The following is a 25,999-nucleotide window of genomic DNA, read 5'->3' on the forward strand; positions in this document are numbered from 1 at the left end:
CACGGGGAGTGCAAGATGTGGCAAAAAACAACAAACAAAAACCACCAAACACACTATTGAGTTCTCAAACAACAGACCCGATCTCACCGCGCAGAAATTCAGCGGCTAAAAGCCGCTCTCGTTCCTGCGGGCAGTGAGGAGCCCCACCTTAATGGGTTTCTCTCTCGGACTTTGTCTTCGCTTCCCGGCTCGGCCGTGTCGCTCTGACCTGGAATAAGTTACGTGCTTGGAAACTCCGAGTCAAATCGCCTGGTAGATGGCGGTTTCGGGAGCTTGCCGATCACCAGCGCCCGTCAGCCGACCCGCTGCACGCCGGCCACATTCCGCTTCCCACGGCGCACCACGAGCCAGCGCCCGAAGAGAAAGTCCGAATTGGCGGGCACCCATTCCTCGCTCGAGATCCGGACGTTGTTCACCGACACCCCGCCCTCGGCGATGGTGCGGCGTGCGGCGCCCTTACTGGCGGACAGCCCCGTCGCCACGAGGAGGTCGACAATTCCGTCGGGCCCACCCGGGCTCAGTTCGGCCACCGAGGCCTCGGTGAGCGCGGCGGCGAGCGTGGGCTCGTCCAATTCCGTCAGTTCGCCGCGGCCGAACAGCGCCTGGCTGGCCAGTTCGACCGACCGGGTGGCGGCCTCTCCGTGCACGAGCGTCGTCAACTCCTGCGCGAGCCGGCGCTGCGCGGCGCGTTCGTGAGCGCGTTCGGCGGTCGCTGTCTCGAGCTCGGCGATCTCGTCGGCGGTCAGGAAGGTGAACCAGCGCAGATAACCGATCACGTCGGCGTCCGCGGTGTTGATGAAGTACTGATACCAGGCATACGGGCTGGTGAGCTCGGGGTCGAGCCACAGATTGCCGCCGCCGGTGGACTTGCCGAACTTCTTGCCCTCGGAGTCGGTGACCAGAGGTGTGGTCAGCGCGTGGACCGTGGCACCCAGCTTCTGGCGCACCAGCCGGACCCCGGCGATGATGTTGCCCCACTGGTCGGAGCCGCCGACCTGAAGTGCGCAGCCGTGCCTGCGGTGCAGTTCCACGTAGTCATTGGCCTGCAGCAGCATGTAGCTGAACTCGGTGTAGGAGATCCCCTCCCCCTCGAGGCGGCGCCGCACGGTCTCGCGGTCGAGCATCACGTTGACCGAGAAGTGCTTACCGATGTCACGCAGGAACTCGATCGCCGACAACTCCCCCGTCCACGACAGGTTGTTCTCGACGACGGCGCCGGTCGGTGAGTCGTCGAACTCGACGAAGCGCTCCAACTGACCGCGGATCCGGTCGGCCCAATCGGCGACGGTGTCAGCCGTCTGCATGGTCCGTTCACCACTGTCCCGCGGGTCGCCGATCATGCCGGTGGCGCCCCCGGCCAGCACGATCGGCCGATGTCCGGCCTGCTGGAACCGACGCAGCGTCAACAGCGGCACCAGATGGCCGGCGTGCAGGCTCGGCGCGGTGGGATCGAACCCGGAGTAGACCGTGACCGGCCCGGCGGCCAACTGTTGGGCAAGGGTGTCACGCTCGGTGGACTGCGCGATCAGACCGCGCCAGTCCAACTCGTCGAGGATGGAGACCATGCCTCGATCTTTCCGCACTCGCCGCGCGGTCAGTCGCTGAGGCCATGCGCGGGCGCCCGCGGACTGCGCCGGTACGCCGAGACCTCGGGGTGTTCGGCCAGCCAGTACCGCCACGGCCGGTCGGCGGCCGAACTCACCCCGACCCGGGGGCCGGCGAGCGCCTGCCGCGTCGAGCCGAGTTCGAGCCGGACCGGACTCGACGGATCCAGAAGATCGATCCCGTTGTCGGACAACAGGATTCCCAGCGCGGAGCACAGGTTTCCGGGCCCGCGGCCCAGGGCCCGGTCCGCGACGGCTCCCCGACGCGCCCGCGCGACCTCGACTCCTTCGGTGATCAGGCCGGCCCTGAGAAGCACCGCGGCGGCGGTGCCGTCGGGCCCGCACGAAACGTTGGCGCACACGTGGATGCCGTGACTGCGGTAGGTGTAGAGGCGTCCGGCGGGACCGAACATGACGTCGTTGCGCACGGTGGGGCCGCGGTAGGAGTGCGCCGCGGGATCGGGCCAGGGGCCGTCGGGCGTACCGCCGTAGGCCTCCACCTCGACGATCAGTGCCGCGGCATCGCGCCCCCACAGGGTCGCGCCGAGCAGCAGTCGGGCGGCGGTCTGCGGATCGCTGGCCAGGGCCTTGACGCTCACCGCCGACATTCTGCCTCTTGACCCCGGACCCGCGGCGGCGAAGCATTCCTCACATGGGTTCACCGCGTGGTGAATTATCCCCACCGGCCGGCACCGCGCCCGCAATCTCGACAGACCGTCTCACGGTGATCCGGGGCCGTCGGCCGGCGCTGTCCGATGTCTGCGTCGACATCGCCGCCGGGACCGTCACAGGTCTGCTCGGCCCGTCCGGGTGCGGTAAGACGACGCTCATGCGCTGCATCGTCGGCACCCAGATCATCGCGTCCGGCACCGTCACCGTGCTCGGACAACCCGCCGGGTCGTCAGCCCTGCGGCATCGAGTCGGCTACGTCACCCAGAATCCGACCGTCTATTCCGACCTGCGGGTTCTCGACAACGTCAGGTACTTCGCGGCGCTGTACGGGCGCCCCGCGGCGCGCGCCGGCGAGGTCATCGACGCGGTCGGCCTGCGCAGTCACGCCGACGAGCGGTGCGCCAACCTGTCGAGCGGTCAGCGCAGTCGCGTCTCGCTGGCCTGTGCGCTGGTCGGCGACCCCGAACTGCTCATCCTCGACGAACCGACCGTGGGTCTGGACCCCGTGCTGCGGGTCGAGTTGTGGCAGCAGTTCGATGCACTCGCTCGCCGGGGCACCACCCTGCTGATCTCCAGCCACGTCATGGATGAAGCCGACCACTGCGCCGATCTGCTGCTCATGAGGCAGGGCCGCGTGCTGACCCAGACCACCCCCACCCGACTCCGAGAGGAGACCCGATGCGACTCGTTGGAGCAGGCGTTCCTGTCGGTCATTCGGCACAGCACCGCCGAGGGCCAGAACGCGACGGACTGACCCTGCGCCCCTACATCGCCACGACAGCGCGGATTCTGCGCCAGCTCGGCAACGACCATCGCAGTGTCGCGATGATCCTGATCGTCCCGGGCGCGGTGATCACGTTGATGTTCTTCATGTTTCAGGACGCACCCGGCCCGCCGGGCGGCCTTTCGCCGTTCAACAACGCGTGCCTGATCCTGTTGGGACTGCTGCCGCTGGTGGTGATGTTCCTCATCACGTCGATCTCGATGCAGCGCGAGCGCGTGTCGGGCACCCTCGAACGCATCCTGACCACGCCGCTGCGCCGCCTCGACCTGCTCGGCGGATACGGCACGGCGTTCTCGCTGGCGGCCGCGGCGCAGGCGACCGTCGCCTGCCTGGTCGCGTTCTGGGCGCTGGGTCTGACCACCGCGGGCAGCCCCGCCTGGGTGTTCCTGATCGCCATCATCAACGCCACACTGGGCGTCGGCCTGGGCCTGCTGTGCAGCGCATTCGCGCGCACCGAGTTCCAGGCAGTGCAGTTCATGCCGCTGGTGATCGTCCCGCAACTGCTCCTGTGCGGGATCATCGTGCCGCGAGCCGCGTTGCCCGGTTGGCTGCAGTGGGTCAGCGACCTGCTGCCCGCAACCTATGCGCTGGAGGCGCTGCAGGAGGTGGCCCGGCATCCCGCGCTGACCGCCACCGCGATCAGAGACATGGCGATCGTCATCGGGTTCGCGGCGGTGGCGATGATCCTGGCCGCCGCAACCCTGCGGCGACGGACCGCGTGATCACGTGACGAAGGTCGACGGCCGCAGACGCCGTGGCCGCCCCGCAGGTGCGTCGAACACCCGCGACCGGATCCTGCTCAGTGCTCGGGAGCTGTTCGCCCGCGACGGCACCACCGCCACCTCCGTCCGCGCCATCGCGGCCGAGGCCGGAGTCGATCCGGCCCTGGTGCATCACTACTTCGGCACGAAGGCTCAATTGATCGCCGCGGCCATCGACATCCCGATCGACCCGGAGCGGGTGCTGACAGTGCTGCGCGCGACCCCGGTTGAGGACCTCGGCCGCGCCGTGCCCGCGCTGATCCTGCCGTTGTGGGAGTCCGACCTGGGCGCACACCTCAAGGCCACCCTGCGCGCGGCGCTGGCCGGCGATCAGCAGTCGATCTTCGCCGGGTTTCTCCGCGAGATCGTCCTCATGGAGATCGCGCCACGTGTGGACGAGCCGCCCGGATCGGGACTCGTGCGGGCGGAATTCGCCGCCACCCAGATGCTGGGGGTGGTGATGGCGCGCTACATCTTCGAGCTGCAGCCGTTCGCCAGCGTGCCGATCCAAGAGGTCATTGAGACCATCGCGCCGACCCTGCAGCGCTACCTCACCGACGACATCGCCGCCGTCACGGATTAGGCGCCGGCCACCAGCCGGGCATGTTCCTCGTCGTCGACATCGCGCGCCTCGTCGATCAACAGGACGGGGATGTCGTCCTCGATGCGGTAGGCCCGACGCAGCCGGGGGTTGTACAGCACGTCGTCGGCGTGCACGAGCGGACCGCGGTCCTCGGGGCAGACCAGGATCTGCAGCAGTCGGTCGTCGAGCGACAACTCAGCGGCCCGGGATCGGGAAGATCGGATCGTCCTGCTGCATGGGGTTGCCCGGCGCCCAGTTCGGGTTGGAGGTGACACCCAGCTGAATCGGCGACTGACCGCCGGCACCGGCCATCTGCCGCTGCTGCTTGAGCTGATTGTTGACCGCACCCTGCAGGGCCTCGATCAGCGGCGCCTGGTTGGCGTTGCGGTCCATCGCAGCCTTGATGGCCTGATAGTCCGCGGGCTTGGGCTTGTACCCCTGAGCGCGCAGCTGCAACGAGGTGCGCAACAGGTTGGCGACCTGACCGGCGCCGGCTCCCGTGCTGTACTGCTGCGCGAGTTCATCCAGGACGTCCGCGTTCGCCGTGGCGGTGCCGAATCCGAGCGACCCCAGCGCGAGGCTCACCGTCATTGCGACGCCGGCCGCCCCGGCGACCGCCGCGCGGCGCAGGTGTGACGTCAACTTCTCAGTCATGCGATTCCTCCGAAGGGTGTCGTGGCGAGCCTAACAGCGCTGTCGGAGCCCGGCACGATCTCGTTACTGCCCACTGGCCAACTGCGAGCGGACCGCGGCGGTCAACCGTTTGAACTCTCCGCTCTCGGCGTCGAGATACCAGGCCTGCCGGCCAGCCTTCGGGACACCCGCCGCCACCAGGTCGTCCACGACGGGCCGGTACGTCACCGACAGCGGCAGATCCGCAACGACATGGACGATGTCCGGCGCAAGGCCCACGGCCAGGTCTGAGAGCGCATTGGTGAGGTCGGCGCTGGTCACCGTGGCGCCGGGGCGCAGGGTCACCGCGGTCACCGCGACCTGCGTGTCGCCGTCGCCCACCGAAGCCCCGTAGGTGACGGCCAGATCGACCGCTCCGATCAGACCGACGGCGTCGGTGACGGGTTCCGCGAAGACCACACCTCGTTCGGTGTGGATGACGCTGCCGCGGCTGCCGACCAGCCAGAAGTCACCGTCGGCGTCGCGACGGAACAGCGACTCCGTCGACACCCAGGTGTCGGCGGGCGCGAAGACGCCGCGTTTGACCGAGGCCGTCGGATCCACCGGGCCGCGCGGCCGAGCCAGCAGAACCCCGACCTCGTCGGTGCCCGCCACCTGCACGAAGCCCTGCTCGTCCTCGAGGATCAGGTCGCCGTCGGCGTCGTAGGCCGCCAACTCGATCTGGCCGCCGCCCGGCAGCGGGCGGCCCTTGCTGCCCACCTTGGCGCCCGAGACGTTCGCGAGCACCGCCTGCCCGTCCGTGGTGGCGTAGAACTCGACCACGCGGGCCGGCGCGAACGCCTCGGTCACGCGTTGCCACAGACCCGTGGGCATACCCGAACCGATGAACACGCGCACCGGATGGTTGCCGTGCAGCGCGAAGCCGGGATCGTCGATCACCTCGCGCAGCATGGTCCATGTGTAGGAGACCACCGTCACGCCGTAACGCCGCACATCCTGCACGAAGCGGTCGGGTTGCAGGCCCCGCGACAACGCGATGCGGGCGCCGCCGACCACCGCACCGCCCAGGGAGACCAGCAGTCCGGACTGATGGTGCAGCGGGGTGAGGCAGTAGACGGTGTCGCCACGTCCGATCGAGGCGGTCGAGGCCGTGCCGAACGCCGACAGTGCCCACCTGAAGTTGGTGATCTGCTTGGCGACGAGCTTGCCGCTCGACGTGCTGAACGCGATGAACGCGTGGTCACGGGCCAGACCGGGGTTGGGCCGGTACCAACCGGGCAGTTCGACCATGTCCGGGTCGATCTGCTCCATGTCGATGACGTCGGCGTCCTCGGCCAACTGCAGATCCCGCGACTCGCCGCCTCCGAGCACGAGCACCTGCAGCGACAGCCTGCTGGCAGCCTCCAGGTACGTCGGGTCGGTGAGGATCTCCGCCACACCGCCCAGGCGCGCGGCCTCCTCGAGGTCACCGTCGGGCGGCATCAGCACTGCGACGGCACCGAGTCGGGACAGCGCCGCGATCGCGACCAGCGCGCTGGGCCGGGTCTCCATCAGCACACCGACGTGGTCGCCCTGCCGGACACCGACGTTGATCAGGCCGCGAACCACGTTGTTGATGCGGCGGTCGACGGCCTCGTAGGTGTGCACGCGGCCGTCGAACAGCAGGAACTCACCGTCGGGCGCACCCATCGCCTGCTCGGCGATGATGCGTCCCAACGAGATTCGCGTGTGGTCGTTGATCTGACCCAGTCGGGCCAGCCGGGGAAGGGTGCGCGCGGTCTCAACGGCCAACGTGCGCATGGACTTTCCGGCGGCACCCACTGCACCGGCGGCGCCCCGCGCGAGTGACAGCGCAACCTCGGAGGCCTCCCCCACGCCGTGTGCGACGCGGGCGGCCAGCGGGACACCACTGTCGGTCTCGCTGCGGGCGGCGGGCTGGTCCTCCATCGGGCTGACGTTGGACGGCCGGGGGCCCTGACCCGCGTGCCACAGCACCCAGTCGGCCACCGTCGGCCAGGTGATCTCCGACGCCTTCGATCCGACCACGAGGCCGAAATGTCCTGCGCGCAGAAGTGTCTCGTAGACGTCGGCGTTGGGTGCGGCCTTGCGGATACCGCGCACAGAGGCGGGCTGCCCGATGTCGTCGACCTCGCCCACGAAAGCCAGCACCGGGCAGGTGATGTCGGTCAGCGTCACGAGTTGTCCGTTGATCGCGAAGCCGCCGGTCATCATGCGGTTGTGCGCGATGAACTGCTTGAGCAGTTCGGAGATCGCCGGTCCCGACCATGCGATCCAGCCCTCGGAGTCCAGGAACCGGCGCTGCTGTTCGCGCGGCAGAAGCGCCTCGCGGTCGTGCAGTTGGCGCAGGAAGTCCAGCCGGGCCTTGGCGGTCTTGAGCGGGTCCATCATCTGGAAACCTGTCCGCGCCATCCAGCCCTGGATGTCGAGTCGGTTGAAGACGTGGTCGGCCATGAAGTCCGCGGCCACCGCACCGAGGTTCGGCGGGATGCCCATGGGCAGCGCGGCGAGGGTGTCAACGGGGGAACCGAACGCGATGATGCTGGCGATGTCCTTGGACCGCCGGTAGGCCACCGTCTGGTAGCAGAACATGCCGCCCTGCGAGTAGCCGGCGACGTGCACGTCCTTGCCGGTGACCTTCTTGACGGTGTCGATGGCCTCGTTGAGGGCCTCCAGATGGTCGGCCAGCGTGCGCCGCATACCGCCCTCGACCTTGTCGGGTTCGCCGAAGTCGATGACCCACGGATCCAGACCCGCGACGTGCAGGATGCCCACCGCACCGTCCTCGCGGGTGACGTCCCACATGTCCGCCGACATCATCATGGGGTGCACCATCAGCACGGGCTCGCCGACGTGGCTGCGGCCCGGCCGGCTGTCCGGCGGGAAGTACCGGCGCAGCTTGTACATCGGGACGCTCTCGACGATCTGGTACGGCGAGGGCTGGCTGCCCGTCTCGAGCCCGCCGAGCCGCAACACCTCCAGCCCGTTCTGCGCGGTCGCGATCAAGCGCTCAACCGGTTTGGTCACCGCCGACAGATTCAATTCCACCCGCTGCTCCCTGCACTTGGTCGTATGCCCCGACAGGCCTGCACATTCTGGCACACCGCGTTGTCAGGGCCGGCGAATCGCGACGATGGGGTGCCACCGGCTAACGTCGGCGGCGATGGCACATCTACTCGGCGCCGAAGGCCTGCACCTGCAGTACCCGAACAAGGTCGTCTTCGACTCCGTCTCACTGGGAATCGACGACGGCGACCGGATCGGCATCGTCGGCCGCAACGGCGACGGCAAATCCAGCCTGATGGGCATGCTCACGGGTGCGGTGACCCCCGATGGGGGCCGTGTGACACGCCGTTCCGGGCTGCGTGTGGGCGCCTTGGCGCAGGCCGACATCCTCGGCGACGACGACACCGTCGGCCATGTCCTCGTCGGCGACACCCCCGAGCACGAGTGGGCCGGCAACCCCCGCGTGCGAGACGTCACCGCGGGCCTGGTCGCCGACATCGACTGGACCGCCACGGTCTCGACACTGTCGGGCGGGCAGCGCCGCCGGGTCCAGCTCGCCGCCCTGCTGATCGATGACTGGGACGTCATCGCGCTCGACGAACCGACCAACCACCTCGACGTCGAGGGCATCACGTGGCTGGCCGCCAACCTGCGGAACCGCTGGGCACGCAACACCGGCGGACTCCTGCTCGTCACGCACGATCGCTGGTTCCTCGACGAGGTCGCGACCACGACGTGGGAGGTGCACGACGGCATCGTCGAACCGTTCGACGGCGGCTACGCGGCGTATGTGCTGCAGCGCGTGGAACGAGACCGGATCGCCGCCGCCACCGAGGCCAAACGGCAGAACCTGATGCGCAAGGAACTCGCCTGGCTGCGCCGCGGGGCGCCCGCGCGCACCTCCAAACCCAAGTTCCGCATCGACGCCGCCAACGCGCTGATCTCCGATGTGCCGCCCCTGCGCAACAACGTCGAACTGGCCAAGCTCGCCACGGCACGGCTGGGCAAGGACGTCATCGACCTGCTCGACGTGTCGGTGTCATTCGACGGGCGCCCGATTCTGCGGGACGTGGAGTGGCGCATCGGGCCCGGTGAACGCACCGGCATCGTCGGCGCGAACGGCGCGGGCAAGTCCACCCTGCTTGGCCTGATCGCCGGAACCGTCACACCGGACTCCGGACGCGTCAAGCGGGGCAAGACGGTCCAGCTGGCGATGCTGGACCAGCAGGCGGGGATTCTCGCCGAGGTCGAGGGCGACCTGGTGCGCGAGGTGGTCGGGCGGCTGCAGACCAGCTACATGGTGGACGGGCGCGAGATGACACCCACCCAGCTGCTGGAGCGGCTGGGCTTTGCGCGCGACCAACTGTCGACCCGGGTGTCCGACCTCTCCGGCGGCCAGCGGCGCCGCCTGCAGCTGATGCTGACGCTGCTGTCCGAGCCGAACGTTCTGGTGCTCGACGAGCCCACCAACGACGTGGACACCGACATGCTGACCGCCACTGAAGACCTGCTGGACTCCTGGCCCGGGACGCTGATCGTCGTCTCGCACGACCGATACCTGCTCGAGCGCGTCACGGATCAGCAGTACGCGATCCTCGACGGTCGCCTGCGGCATCTGCCCGGCGGTGTCGACGAGTACCTGACCCTTGCCGGACGGCGGCCCGAGACGCCGGCCGCACGCCCCGCACCTGTTGCCGCGCAGGGTCTTTCAGGAGCTCAGCAGCGCGCCGTCGAGAAGGAGATCACCTCGATCGACCGGTCGCTGGCCAAGCTGTCGGACCGTATCGCGGCCAAGCATCAGCAGTTGGCCGACCACGATCAGTCCGACCACGTCGGACTCGGCAGGCTCACCGCCGAACTTCGCGAACTCGAGGATCAGGTCACCGAGCTGGAGTCGCGGTGGATCGAGTTGTCCGAGCAGCTCGAGCAGGCGTAGGCGAGGGTCAGTCCAGCACTCGATCCAGGAACGCGATCTGCTCGGCGAGGACCACTGCCCGCAGTTCCTCGCGGTAGAAGTCGAAATGCGTGGCGTCGTAGCGCCTCAGCTGTCCATGCGGGGCGCGTTGCGCCAGCACGCTCACACTCTCCGGCGACGTCTCGACGTCGTCGGTGCCGACACACACCAGCAGCGGGCACGCCACATGGGACGCGACGGTGTCCGGCCGGTAGCGCATCATGTCCAGCAGTGCCCGCGGTGCGGCTTCATTGCGCCAGGTCGGACTCGCCATACCGGCGATCACGTCCTGGGCGTCGGCGCCGGTCATGACCGCCAACTCCCCCGTCGCACCCACCAGGGGGATGCGGTGCGGCGGAAGGTGCAGGCGGCCGCGAAGCCAGTCGTCACCGAGGACCGCCAGCATTCGCAGTGTCCCGAGGACCGACCGGCCTTCGACGCGACGCGGGAAGCCGTTGAACGGCACCTGGGCGATGACGGCGACGATCCCGGGGTCCTGCGCGGCCGTGAAGATCACGTGTGCACCACCAAGTGAGGTGCCCCACAGGATGATTGACGCCGGATCGACGTCGTCGAGCTCGCGGGCGAAGGCCACCGCCGCGGCGATGTCGGCTCGTTGTGCACCGAGGTCGACGACCTGCCGGGGTGTGCCGTCGCTGAGGCCGAAACTGCGGTAGTCGAACGTCAGCGCGTGATAGCCGGCCGCCGCGAAGGCCTGCGCCGCGGCGGCCAGCGCCGGGGTGTCCTGCGTCCCACCGAATCCGGGGCACAGCACCACGCAGGGGCCGGGCCGGTTCGCGGCGCGGTGCAGATGGCCGACGCAGCGCACGCCGCCCGAATCGAAGGTGACCGCCTCGGCCATACGGCCACGCTACGCGTCGTCGCACTCCGCGGCGGACACCGTCCGCAGAATCACGGCCTGGCGCACCAGGAATCCCCGCTCGTCGAGCTTCTTCCGGCGCAGCCAGCCCGTCACCTCGGAGTTGCACTTGCTGGCGTTGCAGGAGCCGCACGCGGGCACGACGTTGTCGAGGGTGTAGCGCCCGCCCCGGGAGATCGCCAGCATGCAGTCCTTCTGCAGGTCCGCGTCGGCGGCGCCGCAGTAGGCGCAGCCGCCCCACGCCTGCTTCAGCGCGGACCACTGCTGCGGTGTCAGGTCGTGTTCGACCTTGGCCATGCGGCGTTTTCGGCGTCGGGCGTAGACCGCGGCCCGACTGCGGGGAGGCATGCGGAGAAGCCTAAGGCCGAAACGTCGGTGTCCGGGTCAGCGACTCAGCCGGATCCGCAGTTCCTCCGTCGCGGCGCGCACGACACCGAGCTGCCGGGCCACCTGTACCGGTGCGGTGCCGCCGCGCGAGTTGCGGGAGCGCACCGATCCCTCGACCGTGAGCACCTCGCGCACCTGCGGGGTCAACGCCGGGTTGATGGCCGCGAACTCCTCGTCGGTGAGTTCGTCGAGTCCGATCAGGCGCGCTTCGGCCGTCTTCACGGCCGCGCCGGCCGCCTCGTGTGCGACCCGGAACGGAACACCCTGGCGCACCAGCCATTCGGCGATGTCGGTGGCCAGCGTGTATCCGGCTGGGGCGAGCTCGGCCATCCGGGCCTCGTCGAAGGTCAGGGTGCCCACCAGACCGGCCATCGCGGGCAGCAGCAGCTCAAGCTGGGCCACGGAGTCGAACAGCGGCTCCTTGTCCTCCTGCAGGTCCCGGTTGTAGGCCAGCGGCTGCGCCTTGAGGGTGGCCAGCAGGCCGGTGAGGTTGCCGATCAGCCGACCCGACTTGCCGCGCGCCAGCTCGGCGATGTCGGGGTTCTTCTTCTGCGGCATGATCGAGCTGCCGGTCGACCACGAGTCGTGGAGTGTGACGTAGCCGAATTCGGTGGAGCTCCACAGAATGATGTCCTCGGCCAGCCGGGACAGGTCCACGCCGATCTGCGCGAAGACGAACGCGGCTTCGGCGGCGAAATCCCTTGCCGCGGTGGCGTCGACGGAGTTGTCCGCCGCCGACGCGAAGCCCAGGTCTGCCGCGATCGCGTCGGGGTCCAACCCCAGGGAGGAGCCGGCCAGCGCACCGGATCCGTACGGCGACACCGCGGTGCGATCGTCGAAGTCGGCGATGCGGTCGACATCACGCAGTAGCGGGTGAGCATGTGCGAGCAGATGATGCGCGAGCAGGATCGGCTGCGCCGACTGCAGATGCGTCTTGCCCGGCATGATCGCGGTGGGGTGCGCCGCGGCCTGGGTGGCCAGCGCGCCGACTACCTCGAGGACACCGTCGGCGACGCGGCGCACGGCGTCGCGCAGCCACATCCGGAACAGCGTGGCCACCTGGTCGTTACGGGACCGTCCGGCTCGCAGGCGGCCGCCGAGATCCGGCCCGACCCGGTCGATCAGGCCGCGCTCGAGCGCGCCGTGCACGTCCTCGTCGGTCGGGATGGGCCCGAAGCTGCCGTCGGCGACGTCTTGGCCCAGACTGTCGAGACCCGCGAGCAGGCCGTCGCGCTGCTCATCGGTCAGCAGGCCGGCCGCGTGCAGAACCTTGGCGTGCGCCTTGGACGCGGTGATGTCATACGGCGCCAGCGCCCAGTCGAAATGCGTCGACTTGCTGAGTGCGGCCAGCGCTGCGGACGGACCGTCCGCGAAGCGGCCGCCCCACAGCGCGCCCTCGTTGGTGCTCACTCATTGCTCCTCTTGCGCCGAGATCGACGTTTTGGCTGTTTCTACTCGCACTTCTGCGCCCAAACGTTCGTTTGGGCGCCTACAGGCCCAGGTCGCGCTTGGCCGAGATCTTGCTGCTCAACCCGTGCACATGCACGAAGCCCTTGGCCGACGACTGGTCGAAGGAGTCACCCTCGTCATAGGTGGCCAGGTTGAAGTCGTACAGCGAAGTCGGGCTGCGACGGCCGTTGACGGCGATGTGGCCGCCGTGCAGCACCAGCCGGATCTCGCCGGTCACGTGCTCCTGCGTGTGCGCGACGAAGCTCTCCAGCGCCCGCTTGAGCGGAGAGAACCACAGGCCGTCGTAGACCAGCTCGCCCCACTTCTGGTCGGTGTTGCGCTTGAAGCGGCCCAGCTCGCGCTCCAGGGTGACGTGCTCGAGTTCGGTGTGCGCGGTGATGAGCACCATCGCGCCGGGCGCCTCGTAGATCTCGCGGCTCTTGATGCCGACCAGGCGATCCTCGACGACGTCGAGGCGGCCGACCCCCTGCGCGCCGGCGCGCCGGTTGAGCTCGACGATGGCCTCGAGCACCGTGACGGGACGCCCGTCGATCGAGACCGGCACACCCTTCTCGAAGCCCACGATCACCTCGTCGGGGGTGCTCCAGTTGATCGTCGGGTCCTCGGTGTAGTCGTAGACGTCCTTGGTGGGCGCGTTCCACAGGTGCTCGAGGAAGCCGGTCTCGACGGCGCGGCCCCACACGTTCTGATCGATCGAGAACGGCGAGCGCTTGGTGACGTTGATCGGGATCGCGTTCTCCTCGGCGAACGCGATGGCCTTCTCCCGGGTCCAGGCGTAGTCGCGGACCGGGGCCAGCACCTCCAGATCGGGTGCCAGCGAGGCGAAGCCGACCTCGAAGCGCACCTGATCGTTGCCCTTGCCGGTGCAGCCGTGCGCGACGATGCCGCCGTTGTGCTCGCGGGCCGCGGCGACCAGATGCTTGACGATCAGCGGGCGGCTGATCGCCGACACCAGCGGGTAACGGTCCATGTAGAGGGCGTTGGACTGGATGGTCGGCAGGCAGTACTCGTTGGCGAACTCGTCGCGCGCATCGACCACCACGGCCTCGACCGCACCGCAGTCCAGCGCACGCTGACGCACGACCTCCATGTCCTCACCGCCCTGGCCGAGGTCAATGGCCACAGCCACCACTTCGCGGCCGGTCTCCTTGCCGATCCAGCTGATCGCCACGGACGTGTCCAGACCGCCGGAATACGCGAGGATGACACGCTCGGACATGGGTTGATCTCCTTTATTTCTACGGTTCTACTGCAGGTTTTCAAAGGTGTCGGCGAGCTCGGCACCAGTCATGGGCTCGCGCGCGACCACCAGGATCGTGTCGTCTCCGGCCACCGTGCCCACAACGTACGGCAACGACGCACGATCGATTGCGCTGGCCAGGTAGTGCGCCGCCCCCGGCGGGGTGCGCAGCACCGCCAGGTTGCCGCTGGAGTCGGTGGACACCAGCAGGTCGTTGAGCAGCCGAACCACGCGTTCGGTGCCCCCGGACACGCCACGCACGGGGCTGCCGTCCTCCGGGACGACGTAGGCGCCGCTGCCGCCGTCGGCTCCACGGAGTTTCACCGCACCGAGTTCCTCGAGATCGCGCGACAGCGTCGCCTGGGTGACCTCGATCCCCTCGGCGGCCAGCAGCGCGGCCAGTTCGCTCTGGCTGCGCACCGGCTGCGCGGACAGCAGCGCGACGATCCGCGACTGACGGCCCGCCCGGGTGGCGGCCACCTCGGGTGCGGACTTGGGTCCGGCCGTCATTGTGAGTGCTCCAACAACCACACGAGCAGCGCCTTCTGGGCGTGCAGTCGGTTCTCGGCCTCGTCCCACACCGCGCTCTGCGGACCATCGATGACGTCGTCGGTGATCTCGTGGCCGCGGTGCGCCGGGAGGCAGTGCAGCACGATGGCCTGCGGGTCGGCGTAGGAGAGCAGCGTCTCGTTGACCTGGAACGGGCGGAAGGGCCGCACGCGGTCCAGACCGTCGTTCTCCTGGCCCATCGAGGTCCAAGTGTCGGTGACCAGGACGTCGGCACCGTCGGCACCGGCGCGCGCGTCGCTGGTGAGCGTCACCGATCCCCCGGTCTCGGCGGCGCGCTGCTGCGCCGCGGCGACGAACTGCGGGTCGGGGTCGAAACCGGATGGCGCCGCGATCGTGACGTGCAGTCCGGCCGTGACTCCACCGAGCATCAGAGAGTGGGCCATGTTGTTGGCGCCGTCGCCGAGGTAGGTCATCTTCAGGCCCGCGAGTCTGCCGCGGCGCTCGGCCAGGGTCTGCAGATCGGCCAGCACCTGGCACGGGTGGAACTCGTCGGACAGCGCGTTGACGATGGGCACCGTCGATCCGGAGGCCATCGCGGTCAGGCGTTCCTGCGCGAAGGTGCGCCACACGATGGCGTCGACGTAGCGCGACAGCACCTGGCCGGTGTCCTCGAGGGTCTCCTCGCGGCCCAACTGGGTGCTGCGGCCGTCGACGACGATCGCGTGCCCGCCCAACTGCGCGATGCCCATCTCGAAGGAGAACCGGGTGCGCGTGGAGTTCTTCTCGAAGATCACCGCGACACCGCGCGGCCCCTCCAGCGGACGGCGACTGTAGGGCGCGGCCTTGAGGTCGGCGGCCAGTGCGAGGACTTCGGCCTGCTCGTCCGGCGTCAGGTCGTCGTCCCGCAGGAAGTGCCGAATACCGGTCTTCACAAGGGTTCCCGTCATGACGCCTCCGCTGCGGTGTCGAGCACGCCGGGCAGTGCGCCGACGAACTGGTCGATCTGGTTCTCGCTGATGATCAGTGGCGGGGCCAGTCGCACGACGTCGGGTGCCGCCGCGTTGACCAGGAAGCCGGCGTCGCGCGCCGCGGTCTCGACGGCCTTGGCCTTGGCCTCGGTCAGCACCACGCCGAGCAGCAGGCCGCGCCCCCGAACATGGCTCACCAGTGGGTGATTCAACGACTCGATGCCGTGGCTCAGGGTCTTGCCCAGCACATCGGTCCGGGTGATCAGGTCGTCGGCGGCCAGCGTCCGCAGCACCGCGAGCGCGGCCGCGGTGCACACCGGGTTGCCGCCGAAGGTGCTCCCGTGCAGGCCGGGGGTCATCAGGTCGGCCGCCGCACCGATGCCGATGCAGGCACCGATCGGCAGGCCGCCGCCCAGGCCCTTGGCCAGGGTGATGACATCCGGGGTGATGCCGTCGTGCTGATGGGCGAAAAACGCACCGGTGCGCCCGATTCCGGTCTGCACCTCGTCGAGCACCAGCAGGGCACCGTGCTCGGCGGTGATCTCCCGAGCCGCCGCGAGGTAACCCGCGGGCGGGACGACGACGCCGCCCTCGCCCATGATCGGCTCGAGGAACACCGCGGCGGTGGTGTCGGTGACCGCGGCGGCCAACGCGTCGGCGTCGCCGTAGGGCACGTGCGTGACGTTGCCGGGCAGCGGTTCGAAGGGCGCGCGCTTGCTGGGCTGACCGGTCAGGGCCAGCGAGCCCATGGTGCGGCCGTGGAATCCGCCTTCCGCGGCCACGATGTCCCTGCGTCCGGTCAACCGGGTGATCTTGAAGGCGACCTCGTTGGCCTCGGTGCCCGAGTTGCAGAAGAACACCCGCGCCTGCTGCTCGCCGCCGAGGTGTCCGACCAGCGTCTCGGCCAGCGCGATGCCCGGTTCCGTGGCGTAGAGGTTGGACGTGTGCCCCAGTGTGTTCAGCTGATTCGTGACGGCCTCGATCACGGCGGGATGCCGGTGGCCGAGCAGGTTGACCGCGATCCCGCCGAGCAGATCCAGGTAGCTCTTGCCGTCGGGGTCGGTGACCACCGCGCCGTCGCCGCTGGCCAGCGCCAAGGGCGGGGTGCCGTAGTTGTTCATCATCACGGCCGACCAGCGTTGTTGCAGGGTCTGGTTCTCGGTCATGGCAGTGCCCCCTCGGCGACCACTTTGGTGCCCGCTCCCTCGTCGGTGAACAGTTCCACGAGCACGCAGTGCTCGACCCGGCCGTCGATCACGTGCGCGCTGGGCACGCCCCCGGTGACCGCCCGCAGGCAGGCCTCGATCTTGGGCACCATGCCGGTCTCGAGTTTCGGCAGCAGTTGGGTCAGCGCGGCGGCGTCGATCTCGGTGACCAGTGAGTCCCGGTTGGGCCAGTCGGTGTAGAGCCCCTCGACGTCGGTGAGCATCAGCAGCTTCTCGGCGCCCAATGCCTCGGCCACGGCCGCGGCGGCGGTGTCGGCGTTGATGTTGTGCACCACGCCGTCGGCATCCGGGGCGATGGTGGAGATCACCGGGATACGGCCCGCGGCAATCAGATCCAGCACCGCGCCGGTCTCGACCTTGTCGACGTCGCCGACCAGACCGATGTCGGTGGACACGCCGTCGACCATGACGCTGCGCCGCACCGCGGTGAGCAGGTGCGCGTCCTCACCGGTGATGCCGACCGCGTACGGGCCGTGCGCGTTGATCAGGTTCACCAGTTCGCGGCCGACCTGACCGAACAGCACCATGCGGGCGACGTCGAGCACCTCAGGCGTGGTGACCCGGAACCCGCCCTTGAAATCGCCTGCGATGCCGAGCTTCTTGAGCATCGCGCTGATCTGGGGGCCGCCGCCGTGCACGACGACGGGGTGGATGCCGCAGTTGCGCAGGAAGACCATGTCCGCGGCGAACGCGGCCTTCAACGTGTCGTCGGTCATGGCGTTGCCGCCGTACTTGACCACGACGATCCTGCCGTGCAACCGCTTGAGCCACGGCAGTGCCGCCGCCAGCACCTGAGCCTTGGTCTGGGTTGAGGCGCTCATGAGCTGTACGCCGAGTTCTCTTCGACGTAGGCGTGGGACAGGTCGGTGGTGCGGATCGTGGCGCTGGCCTCACCGAGTCCCAGGTCGACCTCCACCGCGATGTCGGGTCCGGACAGGTCGACGTCACGCGCGCCCGGGACGCCGGCACCCTCGACACACACCGGGGAACCGTTGAACGACACCGTGATCCGGTTGTGTTCGATCGGGAACGGCACCATGCCCACGGCGGCCAGGACCCGCCCCCAGTTGGGGTCGGAGCCGAACAGCGCGGTCTTGACCAGACTGTCGCGGGCGATCACCCGGGCCGCGGTGACGGCGTCGTCCTCGCTGGGCGCTCCCGCGACGGTGATGAGGACGCGTTTGGTCACGCCTTCGGCGTCGGCCTGCATCTGCGCGCACAGGTCCTCACAGACCTGCCGCACGGCCGCGTCGAGCTCGTCCTGGCTGGGCCGGACCCCGCTGGCGCCCGAGGACAGCAGCAGCACCGTGTCGTTCGTGGAGCAGCTGCCGTCGATGTCGAGGCGGTCGAAGGTCTTGGCAGCGGCCGCGCGCAGTGCGGCGTCGAGCGCCTCGGCGTCGGCGACCGCGTCGGTGGTCAGCACCACCAGCATGGTCGCCAGCGACGGTGCGAGCATGCCGGCGCCCTTGGCCATGCCGCCGACGGTCCACTTGTCCCGGTGATGCAGCGCAGCCTGTTTCGGCGTGGTGTCGGTGGTCATGATGGCCCGCGCGGCCTCGTCACCGCCGGAGAGGCCACCGGCCATCTCATGCACGATCTCGGTCACGCCCGCGCGCAGGTTGTCCATCGGCAGCCGGTCGCCGATCAGGCCGGTCGAGCAGACGGCGACCTCGACGGCACCGGTCTCGGTGCCCCAGTCCGACAATGCCTCGGCGAGTGCCTCGGCGGTCGCGTGCGTGTCCTGGAAGCCGCCCGCACCGGTGCACGCGTTGGCGCCGCCGGAGTTCAGGATCACCGCGCGCAGCCGTCCGGTGGTGAGCACCTGCTGGCTCCACAGCACCGGGGCGGCCTTGACCTGGTTACGGGTGAACACACCGGCCGCGCCATGATCGGGGCCCTCGTTGAACACCAGCGCGAGGTCCAGGGCTCCGGACTTCTTGATCCCGGCGGCGATGCCGGCCGCGCGGAAGCCGGCGGGCGCGGTCACACCCTGGGTCCGCACCAACCGGGTCTCGTCGGCCGATGTGCTGGACAGTTCGGTCACGGTGCCACTCCCACAGTCGACAGTCCTTCGGTCTCGGGCCAGCCCAGGGCAAGGTTCATCGACTGCACAGCGGCGCCGCCGGTGCCCTTGGTCAGGTTGTCGATGGCGCACACCGCGACGAACGTCCGGGCGTCCTCATCGACGGCGATCGCGATCTGAGCGGCGTTGCTCCCCAGCACAGATCCGGTGCGCGGCAGTTGCCCCTCGGGCAGCAGATGGATGAACGGCTCGTCGGCGTAGGCCTTCTCGTACACCTCACGCAGCTGCGACACGGTCGCGGAGGTGGGTGCGGTGCAGGTGGCCAGGATGCCGCGCGAGGTGGGGATCAGCACGGGTGTGAACGACACCGTGACGTCACGGTCGGTGACGCGGCGCAGTCCCTGCGCGATCTCCGGGGTGTGCCGGTGCACACCGCCGATGTTGTAGGCCCGCGCCGAACCGATGATCTCGGAACCGAGCAGGTCGACCTTGGCCGACTTGCCCGCGCCGGACGTGCCGCTGACCGCGACGACCGTGACGGTGGGCTCGACCAGTCCGGACCCGACGGCCGGCAGCAGTGCCAGCAGCGCCGAGGTGGGATAGCAGCCCGGCACGGCGACGCGCTTGGTGCCGTTGAGCGCTTCACGCCCGCCCGGCAGTTCGGGCAGCCCGTAGGGCCAGCTGCCGGCGTGCGGGGAACCGTAGAACCGTTCCCAGGCCGCGGCGTCGGTGAGCCGGAAGTCGGCACCGCAGTCGATGACGAGCACTTCCGGGCCGAGCTGGTCGGCGATCGCGGCGGAGTGCCCGTGCGGCAGCGCCAGGAACACCACGTCGTGCCCGCGCAGCGTGTCGATGTCGGTGGGGTCCAGCACGCGCTGGGCCAGCGGGAGCAGATGCGGGTGGTGCTCGCCGACGGTGGTGCCCGCACTGGCGGCGGCCGTCAGCGCGCCGATCTGCAGGCGGCCGTCGGCGTATGCCGGGTGCCCCAGCAACAGTCGTAGGATCTCGCCGCCCGCGTATCCACTTGCGCCCGCCAGCGCCACCGAAACCATGCTCTAAATCTTTTCACCCGTATGCATAAATATGCAAATTCATTTCCGGGGCAGCGGCCGCCTCACGCCCCGCGCCTCCGCCGAACTTCACTCTTCTCGGTGGGAAGGGCTGATTCAGCGCCGCTGCTCGGCGCCGAGCAGTTCGCCGACCCGGGCCACGGCCGCATCGCGCGACGCGCTGGCCTCATCCTCGGTGAGGGTGCGATCACTGGCCCGGAAGCGCAGCGCCAGGGTCAGTGATTTGCGTCCCTCACCGATCTGCGGTCCGGTGTAGACGTCGAACAGGCTCACGTCCTCCAGCAGGTCACCGGCGCCCTCTCGAACCGCGTCGATGACCGCGGCCGCGGGCACGTCCGCGTCGACCACGAGGCTGACGTCCTGGAACACCGCCGGGAACGGCGACACCCGCGGCGCGGGCAGAACCTCGCGCAGGTCGATCGCGTCGAGGTCGAGTTCCATGGCGCACGTGCCCTTGGGCAGGCCCGAACGTTCGATGACGGCCGGATGCAGCTGACCCGCAAAACCCACCGAGACCTCGCCGACGAACACCTCCGCGCATCGGCCCGGATGCCACGGCAGCCGCTGTGCGGGCCGGAAGCTGACCTCCACCCCGCTGGCGCGGGCCACGGTGCGCACGGCCTCGAAGGCGTCGGCGGCCTCGACCGGCCGTCCCGGTCCCCACGGGCCGCGCGGCTCGCGCAGGCCGGTCAGCACCGCACCGACATGCTGGGGCTGTTTGGGCAGGGAAGCGTCGAGCGCCGCGATCTCCTCGTCGGTCGGGCGCCGGTCGGTCGGGATCAACTCGACGGCCCGGGTCTTCGACGTCGGCTCGACGACCTGCGCGATCGCGAACAGCGCGACGTCGACCGTGCCGCGGGCCACGTTGCGGCCCAGCGCCTCGAGGAGGCCGGGCAGCAGCGTGGTCGCCAGGTGCGGGCGGTCGGACTCCAGCGGGTTGAGCACCGAGGCGGTGTTACGCCGCGGGTCGTCGGCGGGCAGGCCCCAGGTGTCGAACACACCGGCCGGCAGGAACGGGGTCGGCAGAATCTCGACGAACCCCGACAGCGCCAGCGACTTGCCGACAGCGCGGCGGCGCTGCTGCGCCGCGGTGAGCCCGCGACCGGCGGGCGCCTGCGGCAGCACCGACGGGATGACGTCGAGACCCTCGAGCCGCAGCACCTCCTCGACGAGGTCGGCGGTCTGGACCAGGTCGGGCCGCCAGCTCGGCGGCGTGACGATCAGGATGGCCGGGTCGGCGTCGTCCTCGACGACGTCGGCGCCGATCTGCGTCAACCGCTTGAACGCCGCACCCTCGTGGTACTGCACGCCGGCGATCTGATCGGGCAGATCGAAGCGCATCCGCACCGGCGGCTGCGACCAGTCCTCGCGCGGCGGGTCCCCGCGCCAGTCCGTCAGCACCGGTTCGACGGTGCCGCCGGCGATGTCGGCGAGCAGCGCGGCGCAGCGATCCAGTGCGGCCACCGAGATGGCCGGATCGACCGACCGCTCATAGCGGCGTCCGGCCTCGCTGACCAGGTGCAGACGGCGCTGCGTGCGCGACACCGCGGCGGGATCCCAGATCGCGGCCTCGAGAAGCACGTCCGTGGAGTCGTCGTTGATCTCGGTGCTGCCCGCGCCCATCACGCCACCGATCGCGGCGGTGTTGACATCGTCGACGATCAGCACGTCGGCCGGATCGAGCTTGCGCTCGATGTCGTCGAGGGTCACGACGGTCTCCCCCGGCTTCGCGAACCGCACGGCGAAACCGCCGTTGATCCGGCTGCGGTCGTGCGCATGCATGGGGTGGCCCAGTTCGAGCATCACGTAGTTGGTCACGTCGACCGCGGGCGAGATGGGCCGGATGCCGGACAACATGAGCCGTCGGCGCAGCCACCACGGCGACGCGGCGTGCTGGTCGATGCCCGTGACCGGACGCAGCGCGAACCGGCTGACTCCGGTTGCGGGATCGACCGTCAACGGCCAGGCCTCACCCTCGGCGGGCAGCGCCGGCACGACCTCGGCCGGGTCGACGAACGGAAGGTCGTAGGCGCAGGCGATCTCGCGCGCGACACCCCGCACCGAGAGGCCGTAGCCGCGGTCGGGAGTGATCGCGAGGTCGAACACCACGTCGTCGAGGCCCAGGACCTCATGGGCGTCCGCGCCGGGTTCGGCGGTGCCCTCGGGCAGCACCAGGATGCCCGAGTGATCACTGCCCAGGCCCAACTCGGCGGCCGAGCAGATCATGCCGTCGGACGTGCGACCGTAGGTCTTTCGCGTCGCGATCGTGAAGTCACCGGGCAGTGTGGTGCCGGGCAGTGCCGCGACGATCAAATCGCCGACGACGAAGTTGGTTGCACCGCAGACGATGTCGCGAGGCTCGGCCTCACCGACGTCGACCCTGCAGGCCCGGATGGGCTTCTTGAACTCGGTGAGCTCCTCGATGTCGACGACCCGGCCGATCGTCAGTGGCCCGCTCACCGGGCCCAGGGTGATGACACCCTCGACCTCGTGACCGACCCGGATGAGCGCCTGTTCGAGGTCGGCGGGTTCGACGTCCCAGTCCGGGGCGCCCGCGCGCACGACCTCACGCAGCCAGCTGTAGGGAAGCTTCATCAGGCACCCACTCCGAACGGAAGGGAGAAGCGCACGTCGCCCTCGACCATGTCGCGCATATCCGGAATGCCGTTGCGGAACTGCAGGGTGCGCTCCAGGCCCATGCCGAACGCGAAGCCCGAGTACTCGGTCGGGTCGATGCCCGCGGCCCGCAGCACATTGGGGTTGACCATGCCGCAGCCTCCCCACTCGACCCAGCCCGCGCCGCCCTTCTTGCCGGCGAACCACACGTCGACCTCCGCCGACGGTTCGGTGAACGGGAAGAAGTGCGGACGGATCCTGGTCTTGGCCTCGGGGCCGAACTCCGAGCGTGCGAACGCGTCGAGCGTGCCCTTCAAATGCGCCATGGTCAGACCGCGGTCCACGGCCAGGCCCTCCACCTGGTGGAAGACCGGCGTGTGGGTCGAGTCCAGTTCGTCGGTGCGGAAGGTGCGCCCGATCGAGATGATGTACACCGGCAGCTCACGTTCGAGCAGGGCCCGCACCTGAACGGGTGAGGTGTGCGTGCGCAGAAGCTGCCGCGACCCCTCGGGGGCGACGTGGAACGTGTCCGATTCGCTGCGGGCGGGGTGGTCCGGCGGGAAATTCAGTGCATCGAAGTTGAACTGCTCGGTCTCGACCTCGGGACCCTCGGCCAGCTCCCAGCCCATCGCGACGAACGTGTCGGCCACGTGCTCGGCCAGGATCGTGATGGGGTGCCGGGCACCGACAGCGGTGCGCGTCGAGGGCAGCGTGACGTCGATGCGTTCGGCCACCAGCACCGCGGCGTCACGCTCAGCGCGCAGGACCTCCAGGCGGGCGTCGAACAGCTGCTGCGCCGCGGTGCGCGCGACGTTGACCCGTTTGCCGGCGTCGGCACGCTCGGTTTTGGGCAGGCTGCCCAGCGCCTGCCGGGCCAACGCGAGCGGCGCCCGGTCACCGAGGTGCTCGGTCTTGGCGCGAGCCAACTCGTCAAGGTCTGCCGCGGCCGCGAAGGCCTGTTCGGCTGCCGCCACCGCCTGGTCCAGCGTCTCGCCGGACAGATCCACTTCGTCACCCACGGGGTGAGAGCCTCCTGAAAACGTCGTGCGGCACGCCTGTGACGCAAGTGCCGATCATAGGTGACCGGCATTGATACCCTCGCGCCGTGGTACGCGCATCGATCGTTGCCGCAGTCGGGGCGACAGCGGTCATGCTGGGCCTGCTCGGTCTCACCGTCAACGCCGGGTGGTGGCTGCTGGCCGTACCGGTCGCCCTGCTCGCGGGCCTGGGAACCTGGGATCTGCTGCAGACCCGGCACGCGATCCTGCGGGCCTACCCGATTCTGGGGCATGTCAGATTCCTGATGGAGCTCATCCGCCCGGAGATTCAGCAGTACTTCATCGAGTCCAGCACCGACGGCAGACCGTTCGACCGTGAGATCCGCGACATGGTCTACGAGCGCGCCAAGGGCACCAAGAGCGACGAACCGTTCGGCACCGAACGCGACGTCAACGCGCTGGGTCACGAGTTCCTGCGGCACTCGCTGCGGGCCAGATTCGCCTCCGACGTCGCGCCACGGGTGCGCCTCGGGGGCCCCGACTGCACCCAGCCCTACGACATCGCGCTGCTCAACGTCTCCGCGATGAGCTTCGGGGCGTTGTCTTCGAACGCGATCCTTGCCCTCAACGGCGGCGCGGCCCGCGGTGGGTTCGCGCACGACACCGGCGAGGGCGGTATCAGCCCGTATCACCTGGCCCCCGGCGGCGACCTGATCTGGGAGATCGGCTCGGGCTACTTCGGCTGCCGCGACGCCGCGGGCGGGTTCGACCCCGCCGCGTTCGCCGAGAAGGCCGCGCTCGACGCGGTCAAGGCCGTGTCGATCAAGCTTTCGCAGGGCGCCAAACCGGGGTTGGGGGGCGTACTGCCCGGCCCCAAGGTCAGCGCCGAGATCGCCGCGACCCGCGGTGTCCCTCCGGGCCGGACGGTGGTGTCACCGCCGGCGCACAGTGCGTTCTCCACGCCGCTGGAACTCGTCGGCTTCATCGCGGCCCTGCGCCGACTGTCGGGCGGAAAGCCCGTCGGGTTCAAACTCTGCGTCGGTGCTCGCACGGAGTTCCTGTCGATCTGCAAGGCCATGCTGGCCACCGGGGTCACGCCGGACTTCATCATCGTCGACGGCTCCGAGGGCGGCACCGGTGCCGCGCCGCAGGAGTTCGAGGACTTCGTCGGGATGCCGCTGACCGAAGGCCTGATGCTGGTGCACAACGCCCTGGTCGGCGTGGGTCTGCGGGACCGGATCCGCATCGGGGCCTCCGGCAAGGTCGCCAGCGGCGTCGACATCGTCTCCCGAATCTGTCAGGGTGCCGACTTCACGCTGTCGGCGCGGGCGATGATGTTCGCGGTCGGCTGCATCCAAGCGCTCAAGTGCAACACCAATCACTGCCCCACGGGTGTGGCCACGCAGGACAGGGCGCGCGCCCGCGCGCTGCATGTCCCCGATAAGACGCTGCGCGTCACCAACTTCCAGCGCGCCACGGTCGCCAGCGCTGCGCAGATCGTCGCCTCGATGGGCCTCGACGGCTTCCACGAACTCGACCCGTCGATGCTCAACCGGCGCATCGAAGGCCAGCGCACCCTCACCTACGCCGAAATCTACGAGTGGCTGTTGCCGGGCGAACTGCTCGAGGACCCGGTGCCGGAGTCATGGCGCACGGACTGGATCGAGGCGAGCGCCGAGGAGTTCCGGTAGGCCGCGGCGTCAGTCGTCGGACTCGTCGTCGGGTGTGCTGTCGCGCCGGGACCGCAGCCGGTACATCGTCAGGTCGGCGGGGACGCCGCTGGCGGGCCGGCCGAACATCTGGCGCCGGACTCGCCGGGCCGTCACTCCCAGGTCACTGAGTTCGTCGTCGGTGATCAGCGCCAACGTTGCATCCGAGACGACCACACCGCCGCGGGTGGCTCGGTCCATCACCCGGGCCGCGATGTTGACGTCGACACCGAGCCAGTCCGAGCCGATCCGCTGCGGCCTCCCGGTGTGGATGCCGACCCGCATTCTCGGTGTGTAGCCCTGCACCTCAACGCCTTTGAGCGCATCGCGGGCGGCCAGTGCGGCACCGACGGCGACCGCGGGACGGGTGAACACCGCCATGATGCCGTCGCCCATGCGTTTGACGATGTGTCCGCCGCGTTCGAGCAGCGGCGGTTCGACGGTCGCGGCGACGCGGCGCAGCAGCAGCAGCGTCGCCTCATCCCCCTGCTCCAGCGACCACGCCGAGAACCCGACGAGATCGGTGAAGACGATGGTGACCTCGGAGTTGGCGGGTCGGCGGGACACCCGTTCGGTGAGCGCCTGCCACATCTGGAGGCCCGCCAGGCCGACCTCGCGGGAGGCCGCGTCACGGTCTGGCAGCAGGCGGCCGGCGGTTCGGGCCGCAGCCCGGGGAGCTCCATCGCCGGCCACCGACAGCGGATCGCCGAACTCGGGGTCACCGGGAAGCATCCGGCGCGCACGCCGAACGAACGCGACCAGGTCGGGATTGCGGTTGGTCTGGCGAATCCAGTTGACGGCCCTGCGCTGGGCGACCTCGGCAGCATCCGGGGGTGGCGCGGATCCCGATTCCTCGGCGTCGGAATGCGGGTTGGACTCCACCGCGT

Annotated in this window: 23 protein-coding genes; 5 read left to right on the forward strand and 18 right to left on the reverse strand. The window is 69.4% G+C overall.

Annotation, left to right across the window (positions count from 1 at the left end; all coding sequences use genetic code 11):
* Window positions 1-293: 293 nt before the first annotated feature.
* Window positions 294-1,565, reverse strand: coding sequence for a tyrosine--tRNA ligase (tyrS, locus tag A5727_RS10665; RefSeq protein ID WP_068248701.1), 1,272 nt, complete (start codon window positions 1,563-1,565; stop codon window positions 294-296).
* 29 nt (window positions 1,566-1,594) lie between these two features.
* A complete protein-coding gene (locus A5727_RS10670) occupies window positions 1,595-2,203 on the reverse strand; it encodes a DNA-3-methyladenine glycosylase (RefSeq protein WP_068248805.1) in 609 nt (202 codons plus the stop codon).
* 53 nt (window positions 2,204-2,256) lie between these two features.
* On the opposite strand from A5727_RS10670, the gene A5727_RS10675 reads away from it, so the two are divergent.
* The 3 genes from A5727_RS10675 to A5727_RS10685 are packed head-to-tail and all read left to right on the forward strand — an operon-like array spanning window position 2,257 to window position 4,404.
* On the forward strand, window positions 2,257-3,030 hold the full coding sequence (locus A5727_RS10675) for an ABC transporter ATP-binding protein (RefSeq protein ID WP_068248703.1): 774 nt from the start codon (window positions 2,257-2,259) through the stop codon (window positions 3,028-3,030).
* Window positions 3,031-3,032: 2 nt separating this feature from the next.
* On the forward strand, window positions 3,033-3,782 hold the full coding sequence (locus A5727_RS10680) for an ABC transporter permease (protein ID WP_502687672.1): 750 nt from the start codon (window positions 3,033-3,035) through the stop codon (window positions 3,780-3,782).
* A gap of 4 nt (window positions 3,783-3,786) precedes the next feature.
* Complete coding sequence (locus A5727_RS10685; protein ID WP_068248706.1) at window positions 3,787-4,404, forward strand: TetR/AcrR family transcriptional regulator; 618 nt, start codon at window positions 3,787-3,789, stop codon at window positions 4,402-4,404.
* Here A5727_RS10685 and A5727_RS10690 read toward each other — a convergent pair.
* The 3 genes from A5727_RS10690 to A5727_RS10700 all read right to left on the reverse strand — a co-directional run bounded on the left by A5727_RS10690 (window position 4,401) and on the right by A5727_RS10700 (window position 8,103).
* Window positions 4,401-4,598 carry a Trm112 family protein gene (locus A5727_RS10690; RefSeq protein WP_068248708.1) on the reverse strand — a complete coding sequence of 66 codons (198 nt, stop codon included), beginning with the start codon at window positions 4,596-4,598 and terminating at the stop codon, window positions 4,401-4,403. The two genes, A5727_RS10685 and A5727_RS10690, sit on opposite strands and share 4 nt — an antisense overlap.
* A gap of 1 nt (window position 4,599) precedes the next feature.
* Window positions 4,600-5,058, reverse strand: coding sequence for a hypothetical protein (locus A5727_RS10695; protein WP_068248711.1), 459 nt, complete (start codon window positions 5,056-5,058; stop codon window positions 4,600-4,602).
* Window positions 5,059-5,121: 63 nt separating this feature from the next.
* Window positions 5,122-8,103 (reverse strand): acyl-CoA synthetase, encoded by a 2,982-nt coding sequence (locus A5727_RS10700; protein ID WP_068248712.1) that lies wholly within the window; start codon window positions 8,101-8,103, stop codon window positions 5,122-5,124.
* 115 nt (window positions 8,104-8,218) lie between these two features.
* On the opposite strand from A5727_RS10700, the gene A5727_RS10705 reads away from it, so the two are divergent.
* Complete coding sequence (locus A5727_RS10705; protein WP_068248714.1) at window positions 8,219-9,997, forward strand: ABC-F family ATP-binding cassette domain-containing protein; 1,779 nt, start codon at window positions 8,219-8,221, stop codon at window positions 9,995-9,997.
* 7 nt (window positions 9,998-10,004) lie between these two features.
* Here A5727_RS10705 and A5727_RS10710 read toward each other — a convergent pair whose 3' ends face one another.
* The 12 genes from A5727_RS10710 to pheS all read right to left on the reverse strand — a co-directional run bounded on the left by A5727_RS10710 (window position 10,005) and on the right by pheS (window position 23,424).
* Window positions 10,005-10,877, reverse strand: coding sequence for an alpha/beta hydrolase (locus A5727_RS10710; RefSeq protein WP_068248716.1), 873 nt, complete (start codon window positions 10,875-10,877; stop codon window positions 10,005-10,007).
* A gap of 9 nt (window positions 10,878-10,886) precedes the next feature.
* Window positions 10,887-11,243, reverse strand: coding sequence for an HNH endonuclease (locus A5727_RS10715; RefSeq protein WP_082949734.1), 357 nt, complete (start codon window positions 11,241-11,243; stop codon window positions 10,887-10,889).
* A gap of 36 nt (window positions 11,244-11,279) precedes the next feature.
* Complete coding sequence (argH, locus tag A5727_RS10720; protein WP_068248720.1) at window positions 11,280-12,692, reverse strand: argininosuccinate lyase; 1,413 nt, start codon at window positions 12,690-12,692, stop codon at window positions 11,280-11,282.
* A gap of 79 nt (window positions 12,693-12,771) precedes the next feature.
* A complete protein-coding gene (locus A5727_RS10725) occupies window positions 12,772-13,971 on the reverse strand; it encodes an argininosuccinate synthase (protein ID WP_068248722.1) in 1,200 nt (399 codons plus the stop codon).
* Window positions 13,972-13,998: 27 nt separating this feature from the next.
* Window positions 13,999-14,502 carry an arginine repressor gene (locus A5727_RS10730; protein WP_068248724.1) on the reverse strand — a complete coding sequence of 168 codons (504 nt, stop codon included), beginning with the start codon at window positions 14,500-14,502 and terminating at the stop codon, window positions 13,999-14,001.
* On the reverse strand, window positions 14,499-15,449 hold the full coding sequence (gene argF, locus A5727_RS10735; protein WP_068248726.1) for an ornithine carbamoyltransferase: 951 nt from the start codon (window positions 15,447-15,449) through the stop codon (window positions 14,499-14,501). The genes A5727_RS10730 and argF overlap by 4 nt, the downstream gene beginning before the upstream one ends.
* Window positions 15,446-16,636 carry an acetylornithine transaminase gene (locus A5727_RS10740; protein WP_068248729.1) on the reverse strand — a complete coding sequence of 397 codons (1,191 nt, stop codon included), beginning with the start codon at window positions 16,634-16,636 and terminating at the stop codon, window positions 15,446-15,448. Before A5727_RS10740 ends, argF begins: the two co-directional genes overlap by 4 nt.
* The gene (gene argB, locus A5727_RS10745; protein ID WP_068248731.1) at window positions 16,633-17,517 is read right to left on the reverse strand and encodes an acetylglutamate kinase; all 885 of its coding nucleotides are present in this window, start codon (window positions 17,515-17,517) and stop codon (window positions 16,633-16,635) included. The genes A5727_RS10740 and argB overlap by 4 nt, the downstream gene beginning before the upstream one ends.
* On the reverse strand, window positions 17,514-18,731 hold the full coding sequence (argJ, locus tag A5727_RS10750; protein ID WP_502687673.1) for a bifunctional glutamate N-acetyltransferase/amino-acid acetyltransferase ArgJ: 1,218 nt from the start codon (window positions 18,729-18,731) through the stop codon (window positions 17,514-17,516). The genes argB and argJ overlap by 4 nt, the downstream gene beginning before the upstream one ends.
* A 5-nt stretch (window positions 18,732-18,736) precedes the next feature.
* A complete protein-coding gene (gene argC, locus A5727_RS10755; RefSeq protein ID WP_068248735.1) occupies window positions 18,737-19,771 on the reverse strand; it encodes an N-acetyl-gamma-glutamyl-phosphate reductase in 1,035 nt (344 codons plus the stop codon).
* Window positions 19,772-19,885: 114 nt separating this feature from the next.
* Window positions 19,886-22,384: a phenylalanine--tRNA ligase subunit beta gene (gene pheT / locus A5727_RS10760; protein WP_068248737.1), complete on the reverse strand. Its 2,499-nt coding sequence runs from the start codon at window positions 22,382-22,384 to the stop codon at window positions 19,886-19,888.
* Entirely contained in the window at window positions 22,384-23,424 is a 1,041-nt protein-coding gene (pheS, locus tag A5727_RS10765; protein WP_068248739.1) for a phenylalanine--tRNA ligase subunit alpha, read from the reverse strand. The genes pheT and pheS overlap by 1 nt, the downstream gene beginning before the upstream one ends.
* Window positions 23,425-23,555: 131 nt before the next feature.
* Between pheS and A5727_RS10770 the strand changes: the two genes are divergently transcribed.
* Window positions 23,556-25,094 carry an FMN-binding glutamate synthase family protein gene (locus tag A5727_RS10770; RefSeq protein WP_068248741.1) on the forward strand — a complete coding sequence of 513 codons (1,539 nt, stop codon included), beginning with the start codon at window positions 23,556-23,558 and terminating at the stop codon, window positions 25,092-25,094.
* A 9-nt stretch (window positions 25,095-25,103) separates the two neighbouring features.
* Here the strand turns inward: A5727_RS10770 and A5727_RS10775 are convergent, their stop codons facing one another.
* Window positions 25,104-25,994 (reverse strand): adenylate/guanylate cyclase domain-containing protein, encoded by an 891-nt coding sequence (locus A5727_RS10775; protein ID WP_068248743.1) that lies wholly within the window; start codon window positions 25,992-25,994, stop codon window positions 25,104-25,106.
* Window positions 25,995-25,999 lie beyond the last annotated feature (5 nt).

The organism is Mycobacterium sp. ACS4331 (assembly GCF_001667265.1).
In the GTDB taxonomy this organism is placed as follows: Bacteria; Actinomycetota; Actinomycetes; order Mycobacteriales; family Mycobacteriaceae; genus Mycobacterium.

Coding starts and splice junctions, on each gene's coding strand:
- argB (WP_068248731.1), bottom strand. CDS start 17,517: ATGAGCGCCTCAACCCAGACCAAGGCTCAGGTGCTGGCGGCGGCACTG.
- A5727_RS10695 (WP_068248711.1), bottom strand. CDS start 5,058: ATGACTGAGAAGTTGACGTCACACCTGCGCCGCGCGGCGGTCGCCGGG.
- argC (WP_068248735.1), bottom strand. CDS start 19,771: ATGGTTTCGGTGGCGCTGGCGGGCGCAAGTGGATACGCGGGCGGCGAG.
- A5727_RS10770 (WP_068248741.1), top strand. CDS start 23,556: ATGCTGGGCCTGCTCGGTCTCACCGTCAACGCCGGGTGGTGGCTGCTG.
- A5727_RS10675 (WP_068248703.1), top strand. CDS start 2,257: ATGGGTTCACCGCGTGGTGAATTATCCCCACCGGCCGGCACCGCGCCC.
- pheT (WP_068248737.1), bottom strand. CDS start 22,384: ATGAAGCTTCCCTACAGCTGGCTGCGTGAGGTCGTGCGCGCGGGCGCC.
- A5727_RS10740 (WP_068248729.1), bottom strand. CDS start 16,636: ATGACCGAGAACCAGACCCTGCAACAACGCTGGTCGGCCGTGATGATG.
- tyrS (WP_068248701.1), bottom strand. CDS start 1,565: ATGGTCTCCATCCTCGACGAGTTGGACTGGCGCGGTCTGATCGCGCAG.
- argF (WP_068248726.1), bottom strand. CDS start 15,449: ATGACGGGAACCCTTGTGAAGACCGGTATTCGGCACTTCCTGCGGGAC.
- A5727_RS10730 (WP_068248724.1), bottom strand. CDS start 14,502: ATGACGGCCGGACCCAAGTCCGCACCCGAGGTGGCCGCCACCCGGGCG.
- A5727_RS10725 (WP_068248722.1), bottom strand. CDS start 13,971: ATGTCCGAGCGTGTCATCCTCGCGTATTCCGGCGGTCTGGACACGTCC.
- A5727_RS10705 (WP_068248714.1), top strand. CDS start 8,219: ATGGCACATCTACTCGGCGCCGAAGGCCTGCACCTGCAGTACCCGAAC.
- A5727_RS10715 (WP_082949734.1), bottom strand. CDS start 11,243: ATGCCTCCCCGCAGTCGGGCCGCGGTCTACGCCCGACGCCGAAAACGC.
- A5727_RS10710 (WP_068248716.1), bottom strand. CDS start 10,877: ATGGCCGAGGCGGTCACCTTCGATTCGGGCGGCGTGCGCTGCGTCGGC.